The sequence below is a fragment of the Streptomyces sp. PsTaAH-137 genome (genome assembly GCF_003259365.1).
Taxonomy (GTDB): domain Bacteria; phylum Actinomycetota; class Actinomycetes; order Streptomycetales; family Streptomycetaceae; genus Streptomyces.
In genome coordinates, this window is sequence record NZ_QLLY01000004.1 from 563,297 (window position 1) to 578,269 (window position 14,973).

Sequence of the window (14,973 nt, forward strand, 5' to 3'; positions counted from 1 at the left end):
CGAGTGGTATGCGGTGAGAATCGGCGGAAACCTACTGCTCCGTAGCGCCCACCGGGAGGACGCCGTGCTGAGCACGATGCAGGACGTACCGCTGACTGTGACCCGCATCCTGAATCACGGAGTGCGTGTTCACGGCACCTCGCGGATCACGACATGGACGGGCGAGGGTGAGCCGCACCGCCGCACGTTCGCCGAGGTGGGCGCCCGCGCGGCCCAGCTGGCACACGCGCTCCACGACGACCTGGGCATCCGGGACGACGACCGGGTCGCCACCCTCATGTGGAACAACGCGGAGCACGTCGAGACCTACTTCGCGGCCCCCGCGATGGGCGCCGTGCTGCACACGCTCAATCTCCGGCTCCCCGCCGAGCAGCTCGTCTGGATCGTGAATCACGCCGCCGACCGGGTGATCATCGTCAACGGTTCGCTGCTGCCCCTGCTCGCCCCGCTGCTGCCGAAGCTGCGAGGCGTCGAGCATCTCGTCGTCTCCGGCCCCGGCGACCGCTCCGTGCTCGACGGCGCCCAGCCCCAGGTCCACGACTACGAGGACCTCATCGCCGGGAAGCCGACCACGTACGACTGGCCCGAGCTGGACGAACGCCGGGCCGCGGCCATGTGCTACACCTCCGGCACCACCGGCGACCCCAAGGGCGTCGTCTACTCGCACCGCTCCATCTACCTGCACTCCATGCAGGTCAACATGACGCAGTCGATGGGGCTCACCGACGCCGACACCTCGCTGGTCGTCGTGCCCCAGTTCCACGTCAACGCCTGGGGCCTGCCGCACGCCACCTTCATGACCGGCGTGAACATGCTGATGCCGGACCGGTTCCTGCAGCCCGCGCCGCTCGCCGAGATGATCGAGTCCGAGCGGCCCACGCACGCAGCCGCCGTGCCCACGATCTGGCAGGGCCTGCTCGCCGAGCTGACCGCCAAGCCGCGTGACGTCTCCTCGCTCACCCAGGTCACCATCGGCGGCTCGGCCTGTCCGCCCTCCCTGATGAAGGCGTTCGACGACCTCGGCATGCGGGTCTGCCACGCCTGGGGCATGACCGAGACCTCGCCGCTGGGCACCATCGCCCGTCCCCCGGCGGGCGTCGAGCCGGGCAGCGACGAGGAGTTCGCCTACCGGCTCACCCAGGGCCGCTTCCCGGCCGGCGTCGAGGCCCGCCTCAGCGGCCCCGGCGGCGAGATCCTGCCCTGGGACGGCGAGTCCGCGGGCGAGCTCGAAGTACGCGGCAACTGGATCGCGGGCGCCTACTACGGCGGCCAGGACAGTGAACCGCTGCGGCCCGACGACAAGTTCAGCGAGGACGGCTGGCTGAAGACCGGCGACGTCGGCACGATCAGCCCCGACGGCTTCCTCACCCTCACCGACCGCGCCAAGGACGTCATCAAGTCCGGCGGCGAATGGATCTCCAGCGTCGACCTGGAGAACGCGCTGATGTCCCACCCGGACGTCGCCGAGGCCGCCGTCGTGGCCGTGCCCGACGACAAGTGGGGCGAGCGGCCGCTCGCGACCGTCGTCCTGAAGGAGGGCGCGAGCGCGGACTTCGAGTCGCTGCGCGCGTTCCTCGCCGAGAAGGTCGCCAAGTGGCAGCTGCCCGAGCGCTGGACGATCATCCCCGCGGTCCCGAAGACCAGTGTCGGCAAGTTCGACAAGAAGGTGCTGCGCAAGCAGTACGCGGAGGGCGGACTGGACGTCACCACGCTGTGACGGTCTGTTTCACGTGAAACAGGAAGGGGCGGCCCGAACGGGCCGCCCCTTCCTGGCAGTTCGTGCTAGTTGGTACCGATCTTCGCCAGCAGGTCCACGATCCGGCCCTGCACCTCGGTGCTCGTCGACCGCTCGGCCAGGAACAGCACCGTCTCCCCCGCCGCCAGCCGCGGCAGGTCGTCGTGCTCGACGGCGGCCGTGTAGACGACGAGCGGAGTGCGGTTGAGCCGGCCGTTCGCGCGCAGCCAGTCGATGATGCCCGCGCGGCGACGGCGTACCTGGAGCAGATCCATGACCACCAGGTTCGGCCGCATCTGCCCGGCGAGCGTCACCGCGTCCGCGTCGCTCGCGGCCCGCGCCACCTGCATCCCGCGCCGCTCCAGCGTCGCGGTCAGGGCGAGCGCGATCTCCTCGTGCTCCTCGATCAGCAGGACCCGCGGCGGGTGCTGCTCGCTGTCGCGCGGCGCGAGCGCCTTCAGCAGGATCGCCGGGTCGGCCCCGTACGCGGCCTCGCGCGTCGCCTGCCCGAGACCGGCGGTCACCAGGACCGGGACCTCGGCCGCGACGGCGGCCTGGCGCAACGACTGGAGCGCGGTACGGGTGATCGGCCCGGTCAGCGGGTCGACGAAGAGCGCGGCCGGGAACGCCGCGATCTGCGCGTCGACCTCCTCGCGGGAGTGCACGGTCACCGGGCGGTAGCCGCGCTCGCTCAGCGCCTGCTGCGTCGAGACGTCGGGCGCCGGCCACACCAGGAGGCGGCGCGGGTTGTCCAGCGGCTCCGGCGGCAGTTCGTCGTCCATCGGCTGCGGCTGCGGCCGGTTGGCGACCTCGACCGCGCCGCCCGGACCGTCCAGCGGCTCGGGGCCCTCGTCGGCGTCCTGATCCGGTGCTCCTATGGCGTAGGAGCGGCCGGCGCCCTCGGACGGGTTCATCGACGACAACAGCGGGGGCTGCGGCGGCTGCTGCGCGGACTGCGGCTGGGGGTGCGGGCGCGCCGTCGTCCCCTGTGCCGGGGTCTCGGCGGTCTCCGGCTGGTCCTGCCGATTGCCCAGCTTGCGCCGCCGTCCCGACGCCGAACCGCCGCCGAGCGTCTGGCCCTCCTGCTGCGGCACGCCCTGCGGGGGCGTGGCGCCGGGCCGGACCGGGGCGCCCTGCTGGGCGATCTGCCGTCCGAACGGCACGCCCTGGCCCAGGGTGCGCACGCTGAAGGCGCGGCCCTGCGTCGAGCTGGTGTCACCGGTCGGCGCGGCCGGGTCCTGCGGCGCCTCCGCGGGCAGCGGCTGCGCGGCGGGCAGCGGCTGGGCCACGGCCTCCGCGGGCTGCGGCGTCCCCTGCGCGGGCGTCCCCTGCGCTGGCGTGCCCTGTGCGGGCGTGCTCTGCGTCGGGTGCGGCTGCGGCGGCGTGTGGTCCTGCGCCGGGTGCTCCGCGGCGGCGTGCTGCTGCTCGTCGGGCAGCGGGAGCGGCTGCGGCAGGGGCTGGGCGCCGGTGCCGGGGCTCTGCGGTACCTCGGTCTCGCCCTGAGACTGCGGCTGCGGGGCCGCCTCCGGGGCCCGGTCGGCCTGCGCGGGCGGCAGCGCGAACCGCTCGCGCGGGGCCGCCTCCTCCGCCGCCTGGGGCTGCGCGGCGCCGAGGGCGCGCCGCGCACGCCGCCCGGAGGGCTGCGCCGGGGACCCCGCGAGCTCCAACTCGCTGCCCTGACCCGTCGCCTGGCCCTGGTTCTGGCCCTGGTCGGTGGGGGCGCCGGAGGTCAGGGCGGGCAGCGCGGGCTGCTCCTGGCCCTCCGCACGCCGGGCCCTGCGGCCGGTCGGCGCGGGCACACCCTGCGGCGGCACCGTGTCGCCCAGCGCGGGCGAACCCGCCGCGTGCTCGGCCGCGGTCAGTACGGAACCCTCGCTCGCCGCGCCGTCCGCGGACCGCGCCCGGCGCCGCCCGGTGCCACCGGAAGCCTGCGCCTCGTCACCCTCGCCGGGCACGGTCGGCGCGGGCAGCTCCGCCGCGGCGGGCGACCCCTCCTCGGCGGCACGCCGTCCGCGGCGCCGCCCGGTGCCACCGGACGCGCCGACGGCAGCCGCAGCGCCCTCGCCCGGCAGACCGCTCTCCAGGAAGGAGTCGACCGAGGGCCCGGCGGCCCGGCGCGCCCGCCGCCGCCCGCCGCCCGCGGCCGAACCGGCCTGCTCCGGCACGTTCGGCTTGGGCTCCTCCACCGTCGGCTCGGGCGCGGGGGCGACCGCAACCACCCCGGCGCCGCTCCCGATCGGCACCTCGAGCACGTACGCGCTGCCGCTCATCCCCGGCATCTCGTGCGTCTGAAGCACACCGCCGTGCGCCCGCACGATGCCCCGGACGATCGGCTCGTGCACCGGATCGCCACCGGCATAGGGGCCGCGCACCTCGATGCGCACGCTCTCGCCGCGCTGCGCCGCGGCCACCACCACGGTGTTGTCGACGTACCCGGCACCGGCGGCCGCCCGCGCGTTCCCGGTCGCGTCGATCCCGGCGACGTCGGCGACCAGATGCGCGAGCGCGGTGGCGAGCCGTCCGGCGTCCACCTCGGCCTCTATCGGCGGCGCGTGCACGGCGAACTGCACCCGGCCGGGCCCGATCAGCTCGACGGCCCCGTCGACACCCGCCGCCACGACGGCGTCGAGCATCACCTTCGTACGGGAGAGCGCGCCACCGCCCTCGTCCAGCGACTGGTAGGCGAGGACGTTGTCGACGAGCGTCGTCATCCGTGAGTAGCCGGCGGCCAGGTGATGCAGGACCTGGTTCGCCTCCGGCCACAGCTGGCCCGCGTCGTCGGCGGCGAGCTGCGCCAGCTCCTGCCGCAGGTTCTCCAACGGCCCGCGCAGCGACTGCCCGAGCACGGCGAGCAGCTGCGTGTGCCGGGCGGCCAGGGCCTCGTAACGGTCCTTCTCCCGCTCGGCGAAGGCGGCGCCGCGCTCCCGCTCGGCGGACAGCTCCTCGGCGTGCTGCTCGCGCAGCTCGGCCAGTTCGGCGGCGAGTTCGTCGCGGACCCGCGCGAGGTCGGCGTCCCGCTCCGCGCGCTCGTGCTCGGCACTCTCGTCGCGCCGGGCGATCTCCTCCGCGTGCTCCTCGACCAGCTTGTCGTAGGGGCGCCGGTCGGTGAAGGTCATGACGGCGCCGACCAGTTGGTCGCCGTCGCGCACCGGCGCCGTCGTCATGTCGACGGGCACCCGCTCACCGTTCTTGGCCCACAGCACCTGCCCGCGTACCCGGTGCTTGCGCCCGGAGCGCAGGGTGTCGGCGAGCGGCGACTCGTCGTAGGGGAACGCCTCGCCGTCGGGCCGCGAGTGCAGGACGAGCTGGTGCAGTTCCTGCCCGCCCAGGTCGCTCGCCCGGAAGCCCAGGATCTGCGCGGCGGCGGGATTGACGAGCACGATCCGCCCGTCGGTGTCGGTGCCGACGACACCCTCGGCCGCGGCCCGCAGGATCATCTCGGTCTGCCGCTGCGAACGGGCCAGCTCGGCCTCGGTGTCGACCGTGCCCGACAGATCGCGCACGACGAGCATCAGCAGCTCGGTGCCACTGTACGAACCACTGCCGCCGTACGAGGAGCCGTACGGGTCCACGGCGTCCCGGGCGCTGTCGGCGAGGTTCGCCGAGGTGACCTCGACCGGGAACTCGCTGCCGTCGGTGCGCCGGGCCATCATCCGCGTCGGCTTGGTCCGGCCGCGCTCGTCGGTGACCGTGTCGGGCCGCCGCATCGAGCCGGGGATCAGCCGGGAGTCGAACTCCGGCAGCAGATCGAGCAGTCCGCGCCCGACCAGCGCCGTCCCCGGGGCCTCGAAGGCCTCCAGGGCGATCGAATTGGCATTGACGACGGTCCCGTTGGTGTTGACCAGCACCAATGCGTCCGGGAGCGCATCGAGTATGGCTGCGAGGCGAGCAGCGCCTCGGGATGGCCTGCTGCTCACGACGACGCTTCCTCCCTGATGTACCGCTTTACCGCGACGTGCCGACCGCGTCAGTCATCTTGCCGCGCGAAGCACAACGTGTCACGGGAGGGAGTCTACGGGCACGGGTTGTCCGCGCGACCCCGGATGAGAGGGAGCCCACGTAGAGGCGACGAAGAGGATGTGCGGATCGCACGAAGACGATGTGCCCGATGGACCCAGGGTCACGGCGCGGTAGCAGGCAGCACGGGCACGATCCGCTTCCAGCGCGCGGTCTCGCAGCCGTTGCTCAGCTTGTACGAGGCGTCGACGGGCCGGCCGTGCCAGGTGCCGGTGATGTGCGCGGTGGCGGGGCCGCCGTAGAGCATCGTGCACTGCGCGTCGGCGGGCACCGGTGCGAACGGGTCGGTGCCGTCCGCCGTGAGCCGGTCGAGCGTCGCGCAGGCCGCGCCCGGGTCGTGGTGGGTGCCGCCGGCCGGGTCGCACCGCAGCTCGGTCGTGCCGTCGTGGCCGTTGCCCGAGTCGGCGACGGTGATCGTCAGCTCGTCGCGGCCGACCCCGTCCAGGGCGCTGAAGGGGGGCGGCGCGATGTGTCCCGGCCCGGTGTCGGCGTGCGCGGCCGCGGGCAGCGCGGTGAGGGCGGCGACGGTGGCGGCGGACGTGACCAGGACGCAGTGGGAGAGGCGGCGCAGCAACATGCCCTGTCTAACGCATGCGCGGCCCCGACGTTGCGCCCCCGGCTCGGACCTTCACACGGCCCCGAGACCTTTGCTCTGCGGCCCGACCTCCTAGTACCGTGGGAGCCGATTGGTGACACGGCGCTCAGCTGTGTCATCATCTGCACGCAGCCGCTCGCGTTCGCGCAGGCGGGATGTGCTGGAGGCGTCGCCTAGTCCGGTCTATGGCGCCGCACTGCTAATGCGGTTTGGGCCTTAAAGCCCATCGAGGGTTCAAATCCCTCCGCCTCCGCAGCAAGATCCGAAGCCCCGGTCCACCAGGACCGGGGCTTCGCTGCTTGTGGGACCCGTCTGAGCCGCGTTGGGTGCGTTTTCGCAGGTCACAACGGGTGTGGCTAACGGATTTCACATGACGGCGGCAGTCATGTAATGTTCTTCTTGTCGCCGGGACGGGCCGAAAGGTCGGGAACGGAGACAACAACAAAAGAAAAAACAAGCACTCGTAGCTTAACGGATAGAGCATCTGACTACGGATCAGAAGGTTGCAGGTTCGAATCCTGCCGAGTGCACACAGGTAAGAGGCCCCCGGATCATCTCCGGGGGCCTCTTGCGTTGGGCCGTACAGCAGCGAAGTACAGCAACCAGGTCAGCCGCTACCGTCCATCGCGCCGGAAAGCTGATCGAGCGCCGAGCGCACTTCCTCCTCGCTCGCCTCTGCGTAGACCTCCATCGTCATGGCGATCTGCGAGTGTCGCAGGATGCGTTGCGCGACCTTCGGGTGCACCTTCAGGGCGACCAGGAGCGAGCTGCACGTGTGCCGGGTGTTCCGCAGCGGGATCACACGGAGGCCGGCACGCCGAGCCCGCAGGGCGAACATCCGGGTGAGGTTCCCCGGCTCGATCGGCGTCCCGTACTTCGTCGTGAAGATCAGGCCGCGATCGTCCTGCCACGCGTCCCCGATGGCCTTGCGGTCGCCGGACTGCTGAGCGCGACGCATCCGGAGCGCCTTCAGGCAGAGCGCGGGCAGGGGCAAGAAGTCGTCGGAGTCCTCGGTCTTGGTCTCGCGGTGCAGGATCTGGCGGCCGGCGCGCTGGATCTGGTGGTCCACGTACAGCTCGCCGCGCTCGAAGTCGACGGACTTCCACGTCAGGCCCAGGACCTCACCCCGGCGGAGCCCGAGGCAGAGCACCAGCATCCACGCGGCGAACAGGTGGTCATCCCGAGCAGCGGCATCGGCGAGGAACTGCCCAGCCTCCGCGACGGACCACGGCTTGATCCGGCGGCGACGCGGCTTGGGCACCTTCACCAGGGAGGCGACGTTCTTGCTGATCTCCTCCTCGGTGACGGCATGGGTCAGGGCGGCTCGCAGGGCATCGCGGGCAGCCTGGATGACGCGGCGGGAGGGGTATGCCTCGCAGCAGTCCCCGACCGCGCAGCACTTCCGCCGGGCCGGTGCTCGCTTCGCATCCTTGTCTTGGGCGCAGCACTGGCAGACAGTCGCCAGCTTGGTCAACCACTCCCGCACATCGCGGACGGTCAGCCGGTCCAGCCGCTTCGCTCCGAGGTAGGGCGCGATGTAGAGCCGCACGCAGCCCTCGTATGAGACGTACGACAGCGGGGCGAGGTTCGGCTTCACGATCGAGTCGAGCCAGTACGAGAGGAAGACGGACACCGTGCGGTGCCGGGTGGCGACGGGTCCCTTCTTCGCCTCCGCATGGAGGTTGAGCCACTTCTCATGGACCTCATCCCGGGTCTTGCCGTACGCGTACTTCCTGGCCCGCTTGCCGTCCGGCTTGGTCACCCAGACGTAGGCCGCGTAGCCGTTCTTGTACGGGTAGATGGAGCCCTCGCCGTTGCCGCGCTTGCCGCTCATGCCGCGTTCCCCTCAGCCTGTCGGGCGAGCCGTTCGACGTACTCGTCCACGTAGCGGGGGAGGATGCGCCGACTGCGACCGTCCTTGATGGAACGGATCTCGCCGGTCAGCACCAGCATCTTTGTCTTTGAGAGGCCGTAGCCGAGCATTTCGGCGACCTCCGCCGTTGTGTGCCACTTCCGTTGGATCACTGCCGTGGTCATGCGTCGGCTCCTTCCAAGTGCCTCTCGTCTTGCAGGGCTTCGCGGGCGGTCTCTCGGTTCTGGGCGATGTCGCGTCGGATGTTGGCGGCGAGCCAGGACTCGCCCGGGGTGTGGCCGCGTCCGGCGTAGGTCCAGTGGGCGAGGGTGAGCGTGGTCTCCTCGGGGATCTCGTCGGGGTCGGGGAGGCCGAGGGAGGCGCGGTGTTGGGAGGCGCGGTAGTCGGCGCGGACCTGTCGCAGGGCGCCGAGGGTGGTGGAGTAGACGCGGGATTTGGTGGAGAAGTGGCCGCGGAAGCCGAGCATGTGCGCCCAGTCGCGGAGCTTGCGGTCCGGGTAGACGGCGTGCAGATCGAGGCAGGCTTCGATCAGCCGGCGCGGGTGGTCGGGCACGTCGAGGAGCACGAGGGCTTCCTTGTTGCCGATGCGGCGGTCCACGGTGCCGGTCGTCTCAGCGGCCTTGGTGGCGTATTTGGCGACGTAGGAGGCTACGGCCTGTTCGGTGATCTCGGCTCCGTCGCCGAACGCCTTGATCTCGCGCACGTCGAGGCGGTCGCCCCAGCAGAAGACCCGGGCCGGGTGTTCGCCGGAGGAGTCCAGGTCGACGCGGACGCGGGCCGCCGCGGCGTGGATCGCGTCGGTGAGCAGGGCGACGGTCGCCCAGTGCGGGGGTGGGCTGTCGGGTCCGTCCGGTCCGTCGAAGCGGACCACGGCATGGAAGTGGATGGCTCCGCGCTTCTGGTACTCGGCGACCTTGCCGAAGGACACCTTCGACTGCTCTTTGGCTGCCTTCTGGGTGAGGCCGGCGCGGGCGGCGATCTCGCGGCGTAGGTAGATCGTGAAGAAGCGCCACAGTTCGGAGGCGTGGTTGTTCCACAGCACCGCGCCCGCGTAGTCGTAGCTGTCCGGGTCGAGTGGCGTGCCCAGCTCGGGCGAGTCGTCGGGGTGGCGGGTGCCGCAGCGGCAGGGCCGGTTGTCGGGCCGGTTGTGGACCGGGCCGAAGCTGGGGGCGGTGAGGGTGGCGAAGACGCGGGGGTGCTCGCGGATGGTGTGCGGGGTGCCCTTGTCGGGGTCGCCGACGAGTCCGGCGCGGATCAGGTGGTAGGTGTCCCCGGCGTAGGTCCAGGCGCACGAGGGGCAGCGTGAGGCGCGGCGGTTGCCGCACGCGACGCGGAGCCGTCCCCCGGGCTCGGTGTCGGTCGAGTAGGAGAACAGGGCTTGGCCGGTGGCGCGGTCGCGGGTGACGGTCGAGCCCTGGAGGTGGATGGGGTCGGAGCAGCCGCCGGTTCGGCGGATTTGGTCTTGGATGCGGTCGAAGCCTGGAGACCCGGCGACCCTCAGGACGTCGGCGAGGGTGGCCGGGTCCAGGCCCGCCAGGGTGGCGGTGTCGCTCACGCGGCGGCCTCCAGTCGGGAGGCTGCGAAGGCGGAGCCGATGTGTTCGGTGTAGGCCGGGGGGATGCATTCGCGGATGCCGTCGCGGTTCATCCAGGCGACGCCCATGACCTGTCGGGCGTGCGGGACGCCGGAGAAGTTGCAGATGAACTGGCCGTAGTGGCCGGGCGGGATGGGGCGGCCCATCTTGGCCTGGGGTGCGGTGTGGTGCGGGTGGCGGGGCTGGACCAGGTGGAAGCCGCCGCCGGTTTCGAAGTAGCGGTGCCGGTAGGTGGCTATGCCGAACATCGCGCCGCACAGCAGGACTGGGTTACGGAGCTTGGGCAGGGCGCCGCGGACGTTCTCGATGACGAAGGGGCGGCCGGTGGCTTCGAGGGCGGCGCGGGTCGGGGCGATCAGATCCGGGTGGTCGTTGCCGCGCAGCCGCTGGCAGTCGGTGTCGAGCTGGCAGGGCGGGGAGGCGTGGATGAAGTCGAACTCCGCACCGTGCTCACGGACGAAGCCGATCGCATCTGCCTGGACGAACCGGAACGGGTACCGGGGCTGCGGCGCGGAGTCGACTCCGGTGACGTCGGCCCCTGCGTCGCTGTAGCCCTTGCCGGCGCCGCCCTGGCAGCAGAACAGATCGAGTACGCGGAACACGGGATCACCTTCCGTTCTGGGAGTGGGCAGGCCCGTGGTTGGCGGTGTAGCCGTCGACGAGGGCCTTGACCTGGGAGTCGCCCTTAGCGGTCGCGGAGGCGCCGCAGTGGCAGACCGCGGAGGCGGTGGCGGGGTCGGAGGGCGAGGGCTTGCTGACGTGGAGTCCGGGGCGCTCGGAGGTCGGGGTCAGGTCGCTCATCACGCCGCCGCCTGGACGGGAGCGGTGCGTCCCTGGCGGGTGGTGCCGGTGCCGTGGCAGGCGGGGCAGTGGGCGGTGATGGTGCGCAGGTGGCCGTGGCGGTCGCGTCCGCCGAGGGTGACCTTGGCCGAAGCGAAACCGTCGCAGTCGCGGCAGACGGGCGCGTTCTGGGCGTGCTGGGGCATGATGGGGCTTCCCTTTCGGGTCCGTTGGATCTGGAAGAGGTCAGGCGCCCGGAGCGGCGGAAGTTTGGCGACCGAGGCCGCTCCGGGGGCCGCTTAATGTGTGTTGCGCCTGCCGTGGCCCTTGGCCGCGTACATCGCCAAGTCGGCGGCCGACAGCGCATCGGTCAGCGTCGGCACGAGCAGGGTCTTGCGGTGGCAGTGGCCGACCGAGGCCGACACCGCCAAGGCGTGGCCGCCATGGTCCACGGGCCGGTCGAGGGCCGTTCGCAGAGCGCTCAGCCCGGAGGACCGGTCGGGATCGGTGACGACGGCGGCGAATTCGTCCCCGCCCAGGCGGGCCGCGATCCCGTGGCGCCCGCACCATTCGCTCAGGCGGTGAGCGGTCGCGGCGAGCACGGCATCCCCGGCGGCGTGGCCGTAGGTGTCGTTGATGTTCTTGAAGTCGTCCAAGTCGACGAGGACGACCAGGGCCGAGGGGTTGCGGACCATGAGGTGTTCGGCGCGGGTGGTCCAGCCGGCGCGGGTGTGCAGGCCGGTCAGCGGGTCCCGGCGGGCGGTGGCGAGGCGGTGCAGGAGCAGGCTGCCGTGCGTGGCCCAGCCCAGGGCCGGTAAGGCGGCCGCGATGACGTGGGTGTCCATGGGTGCCTCTTTTCGGGTCCGATGAATTGGGGAGAGGTCGAGCGCCCGGAGCGGCGGAAGTTGGCGACCGAGGCCGCTCCGAGGGCCGTTTAGCGGCGGCGTCCGCGACGCGGCGGGTTCACCGGGGGGATCGCGTCGTAGCCGTCTTGGCCGCGCTGGAAGGAAGCCGCGTCGTTGTCGGTGCGGGCGGATTCGCTGTACTCGCGGCCGATGCGGCGCATGGTCTTGCGGTCACCGTGGCGACGCGCGATGGCGAACTCTCGCCCCATCTCCGCCATGGCCGTGTTGGTCGGCTCAGCGGTCTCCTTGCGGCTGAAGAACCCCATGTCAGTGCTTCCTTTCCTGGTTGATGAGTGAGCGGATGACGAGCGCGACGATGGCGAGCGAGCCGGCGGTGATGGCGACCGCGAGGAGCATGGAGACCAGCACGGCGCCGATCACGAGGACGGCAGCGGTGCCGCCGCCGACGAGGAGTGCGAGCGAGCCGGGGGTGAGCTGCACCGTGGGACGCGAGGGCGCGGTCGCGGGCGGGCTCTGCTGGTGGCAGTGGCAGGCACTCGGGGCGTGCGGGTGGCCGTTCACCGTGCCCTGGGTGGTGTTGAGGGGGATGATCTGGCCGGTGGGCTGGTCGTTGACCGGGATTTTCGGGGTGAACATGAGCGTGAACCTCCCTTCGGGATCGATCAGTTGATGAGGGCGCCGATGGCGGGGCCGAGGAAGCTGCCGGCGATGAGGTAGCCGCCGAGGAGGAGCAGGGCCACGAGCCACCACGGCGGGCGGGCGAGCTTGATGCCGAGGACGGCGACGACGAGCGCGGCGAGCCAGAGCGGAACGTCCACGGGTCTCTCCTAGGCCGGGCAGCGGTGGGTGCGGGCGGCGAGTTCGGCGGCCGAGCGGTTGTCGTACTCGGTGGAGAAGTCGCAGCCCGGGGCGGTGCAGGCGGCCGTGTGGCGGTCGCGTCCGCGTCCGTCGTGGAAGCTGGCGACCTGGACGGGCCCGATCTTCTGGACGTCGCGGAAGCGGCGATAGGCGGGCATGGCGGATCTTCCTTTCGGGTCAGGTGAGTTGGAGTTCGGCTGCGATGGCGTCGGCCATCGGGGCGGGCAGTTGGAGGCGGGTGCGCAGGGTCTCGGGGCTGATCGGGCTGCCGGTCGACGCGGCGTGCATGTTCGCGATCTTCCGGGCGTGATCGAGCAGCGCGGGCGGCACGCTGGGAGCCGTCGCGGCGGGCTGCGGGGCCGGTTCGGCGGCCGGGAGTTCCGGAGCCGTGACCATCGACTGCGTCTCCTCGGTACGGGCCAACTCGACCTCGTGAAGGGCCGGTTCGGTGACTGGCGCGACGGTCGGGGCCGGTTCGGGAGTCGGCTGCGGTGTGGTGGGTGAGTGGACGAGGAGGGTGCCGCCGAGGAAGGCGAGCGCGGGCCAGCCGGCGACGAGGATGCACAGCCAGGCGGGCACGTGCTTGAGGTCGAGGAGTCCGGCGGTGGCGATGTTCGCGCCGAGCGAGGCGAACAGTGCGATCAGGAACCAGGTCCAGGCGGACCGGTCCCGGCGAGCGGTCCGTAGCCGGCGCCACGCGGCGACCAGGAGCAGGTCGACGGAGATGGGGTAGGCCCACGCCTTCCATCCGGACTGACCTGCAGCGGAGGCGAGGTCGTGCAGATGGGCGAAGGACAGAGCCCCGGCAATCACGGCCTGGATCAGAACGGCGTCCGGGCGGAAGGAACGGGTCACGTCTCCTCACCTCCTTCAGGTGCTTCGCCCGAGCCGAAGCAGGTCAGGCACATGCCGGTCTGGGAGCCGACGGACCGGCGCTTGCGGCCGACGCGGACCGGGACCGAGACCTCTCCGGACCCCTTGCACGTCGGGCAGGGCGCAGCCGGGGCGGGTGCCTTCTTCGCGGCCATGGCGATCACGCGTCCTGGCTGGGGTAGCCGTGGCCGGCGGGCGGGTACAGGCGGCGGTCGTTGAGCACGTTCATCGCGGAGACCAGCCCGTAGGCGGTGACGTCCACGAACTCCAGGTCGGCGCCCGGAGTTCCGGCGTAGGCGCTGAGGGCGGAGATGAGGTGGGAGGTCACTTCGAGGTCCGCGCAGGCGTGGCACATCAGCGGTGTTCTCCTTCCGGATTCAGGCATGGGCGGGGTAGGGAGCTGGCGCGAGGCGGTCGCGCCGACCGGGTGAAGCAGGAGCGTCAGGGAATCGCCGGGGCCTGGGTGGGCATGGGCGGGATGATCAGCGTCGGGTCCAGCGGCACGGCCGGGCGGAACGGCTCCAGTGCCGGAAGGTCCGGGATCAGGTGCACGGTGGCGGCGCAGACCGCGACGGTCTCGGCCTCACTGGTGTGAGGGGTGCGGATGCGGGACCAGCCACCGGAGGAGTCCGCCGCAACGGCCTGTCCGGGACGGTCGGCGGGCAGCAACGAGGCAGTCGGCACAGCGTCGGGGGCGACGTCGCTCAGGCCCATCTCGGCGGTCTGCTTGTCGTTGACCCGGTGCACCACCCGGCCGGTGAGCTGGGCGCGGAGCATGGTGGCGCCCTTGCCGAGTTCGGAGCCGAAGCGCTGCCCGCAGATCTCCAGGTAGATGCCGACCGAGCGGGAGAGCTGGGCCAGCCGGATCAGGCCGGTGACGATCCGCTCGCGGCGGGCCTCATCGGTCTTGGAGGAGATCAGGAAGAGTTCCGCGATCTCGTCGACCAGGACCACGATGGGCGCCGAACGAAGGTACTCGGGCAGGGCCCACAGGTCCGAGGCGCCGTGCTTGGCGAGCAGGTCGAAGCGGTCCTCCATCTCGGCGACGAGGACGTCGATCAGGGAGGCGGCGTCGTCGGGGTTGGTCGCGAGTGCGGACAGGCGGGCGGCGTAGCGGGCCTGCTCGACCCCGCGCTTGCAGTCGATCCCCACCAGCGCGACCGGCAGTTGAGCCAGCCCCTTGATCAGGTTGCGCTGATACACCGACTTGCCCGACAGGGTCGCGCCCAGGGTCAGAGCCTGGGGGACCTGGCGGTAGTCGCGTTCGAAGACGGTCCCGTCATCGCGCAGCGCGACCGGCACCACCAGATCGTGGGGCTGGACCTTGCGCGGCATCCGCACCCGGCTCAGCACGTCATAGCCGGTCATCCGCAGTTCGACGAAACCGGGCTTGGTCGCGGTCAAGTTCACCGCGTGCACGCCCCATGCGTGCCGCAGACGCTCGGAAGCGGCGGCGATGTCGAAGGGCTCCAGGCCGGCGGGCAGTCGCAGGGTGACCCGCAGACCGGTCGAGGTGATCCGGACCCGGCGCACCTTCGGCGGGACCGGCAGCACCTCACCGCGGGCGATGTTGCGGGCCATGAACGCCCGCAGCCCCGACGGGCGCACCGTCAGCCCGCACACGTCCATCGTCGTCCGGTAGCTGATCGCGAACCGGGCCCGGGTGACCGGCAGGCCCACCAGCGTCCAGTACACGCGCGGCGCGCGGACCTTCGCGTAGCCGATACCGCCGGCACCCGCTAAGGCGCCCGCAGCCTCGACCCACAGGATCGGGTCAGCCAT

The 14,973-nt window shown here is 71.8% G+C and carries 17 protein-coding genes and 2 tRNA genes; 3 read left to right on the top strand and 16 right to left on the bottom strand.

Annotated features, from left to right (window positions below; translation table 11 throughout):
• Positions 1-76 precede the first annotated feature (76 nt).
• Positions 77-1,717: a long-chain fatty acid--CoA ligase gene (locus K377_RS11665; RefSeq protein WP_111663231.1), complete on the top strand. Its 1,641-nt coding sequence runs from the start codon at positions 77-79 to the stop codon at positions 1,715-1,717.
• A gap of 65 nt (positions 1,718-1,782) precedes the next feature.
• On the opposite strand, the gene K377_RS11670 is transcribed toward K377_RS11665, so the two are convergent.
• Positions 1,783-5,652, bottom strand: coding sequence for a PAS domain-containing protein (locus tag K377_RS11670; protein ID WP_111663155.1), 3,870 nt, complete (start codon positions 5,650-5,652; stop codon positions 1,783-1,785).
• A gap of 203 nt (positions 5,653-5,855) precedes the next feature.
• Positions 5,856-6,329 carry an SSI family serine proteinase inhibitor gene (locus K377_RS11675; RefSeq protein WP_111663156.1) on the bottom strand — a complete coding sequence of 158 codons (474 nt, stop codon included), beginning with the start codon at positions 6,327-6,329 and terminating at the stop codon, positions 5,856-5,858.
• Between the two features lie 180 nt (positions 6,330-6,509).
• On the opposite strand from K377_RS11675, the gene K377_RS11680 reads away from it, so the two are divergent.
• Positions 6,510-6,600 (top strand) — tRNA-Ser (locus K377_RS11680).
• A 204-nt stretch (positions 6,601-6,804) separates the two neighbouring features.
• Positions 6,805-6,877 (top strand) — tRNA-Arg (locus tag K377_RS11685).
• Between the two features lie 77 nt (positions 6,878-6,954).
• On the opposite strand, the gene K377_RS11690 is transcribed toward K377_RS11685, so the two are convergent.
• The 14 genes from K377_RS11690 to K377_RS11755 all read right to left on the bottom strand — a co-directional run bounded on the left by K377_RS11690 (position 6,955) and on the right by K377_RS11755 (position 14,973).
• Positions 6,955-8,181: a site-specific integrase gene (locus tag K377_RS11690; protein WP_111663157.1), complete on the bottom strand. Its 1,227-nt coding sequence runs from the start codon at positions 8,179-8,181 to the stop codon at positions 6,955-6,957.
• Positions 8,178-8,384, bottom strand: a complete 207-nt coding sequence (locus K377_RS11695) for an excisionase family DNA-binding protein (protein ID WP_111663158.1) — start codon at positions 8,382-8,384, stop codon at positions 8,178-8,180. Before K377_RS11695 ends, K377_RS11690 begins: the two co-directional genes overlap by 4 nt.
• Positions 8,381-9,775, bottom strand: a complete 1,395-nt coding sequence (gene repSA, locus K377_RS11700) for a replication initiator protein RepSA (RefSeq protein WP_111663159.1) — start codon at positions 9,773-9,775, stop codon at positions 8,381-8,383. The genes K377_RS11695 and repSA overlap by 4 nt, the downstream gene beginning before the upstream one ends.
• The gene (locus K377_RS11705) at positions 9,772-10,416 is read right to left on the bottom strand and encodes an SAM-dependent methyltransferase (RefSeq protein WP_258395013.1); all 645 of its coding nucleotides are present in this window, start codon (positions 10,414-10,416) and stop codon (positions 9,772-9,774) included. Before K377_RS11705 ends, repSA begins: the two co-directional genes overlap by 4 nt.
• A gap of 4 nt (positions 10,417-10,420) precedes the next feature.
• Complete coding sequence (locus K377_RS11710; RefSeq protein ID WP_111663161.1) at positions 10,421-10,615, bottom strand: hypothetical protein; 195 nt, start codon at positions 10,613-10,615, stop codon at positions 10,421-10,423.
• Positions 10,615-10,800 carry a hypothetical protein gene (locus tag K377_RS11715; RefSeq protein ID WP_111663162.1) on the bottom strand — a complete coding sequence of 62 codons (186 nt, stop codon included), beginning with the start codon at positions 10,798-10,800 and terminating at the stop codon, positions 10,615-10,617. The genes K377_RS11710 and K377_RS11715 overlap by 1 nt, the downstream gene beginning before the upstream one ends.
• A 93-nt stretch (positions 10,801-10,893) precedes the next feature.
• Entirely contained in the window at positions 10,894-11,439 is a 546-nt protein-coding gene (locus K377_RS11720) for a GGDEF domain-containing protein (RefSeq protein ID WP_111663163.1), read from the bottom strand.
• 89 nt (positions 11,440-11,528) lie between these two features.
• A complete protein-coding gene (locus K377_RS11725) occupies positions 11,529-11,765 on the bottom strand; it encodes a hypothetical protein (RefSeq protein WP_111663164.1) in 237 nt (78 codons plus the stop codon).
• Between the two features lies 1 nt (position 11,766).
• Positions 11,767-12,096, bottom strand: coding sequence for a SpdD-like protein (locus K377_RS11730; protein ID WP_111663165.1), 330 nt, complete (start codon positions 12,094-12,096; stop codon positions 11,767-11,769).
• A 26-nt stretch (positions 12,097-12,122) separates the two neighbouring features.
• Complete coding sequence (locus K377_RS41635) at positions 12,123-12,278, bottom strand: hypothetical protein (protein WP_181512536.1); 156 nt, start codon at positions 12,276-12,278, stop codon at positions 12,123-12,125.
• Between the two features lie 9 nt (positions 12,279-12,287).
• Positions 12,288-12,476 carry a mobile element transfer protein gene (locus K377_RS11735; protein ID WP_111663166.1) on the bottom strand — a complete coding sequence of 63 codons (189 nt, stop codon included), beginning with the start codon at positions 12,474-12,476 and terminating at the stop codon, positions 12,288-12,290.
• A gap of 19 nt (positions 12,477-12,495) precedes the next feature.
• Positions 12,496-13,173: a DUF2637 domain-containing protein gene (locus K377_RS11740; protein ID WP_111663167.1), complete on the bottom strand. Its 678-nt coding sequence runs from the start codon at positions 13,171-13,173 to the stop codon at positions 12,496-12,498.
• Positions 13,174-13,351: 178 nt separating this feature from the next.
• Positions 13,352-13,546: a hypothetical protein gene (locus tag K377_RS11750; protein ID WP_111663169.1), complete on the bottom strand. Its 195-nt coding sequence runs from the start codon at positions 13,544-13,546 to the stop codon at positions 13,352-13,354.
• An 86-nt stretch (positions 13,547-13,632) separates the two neighbouring features.
• Positions 13,633-14,973: an FtsK/SpoIIIE domain-containing protein gene (locus K377_RS11755; RefSeq protein ID WP_111663170.1), complete on the bottom strand. Its 1,341-nt coding sequence runs from the start codon at positions 14,971-14,973 to the stop codon at positions 13,633-13,635.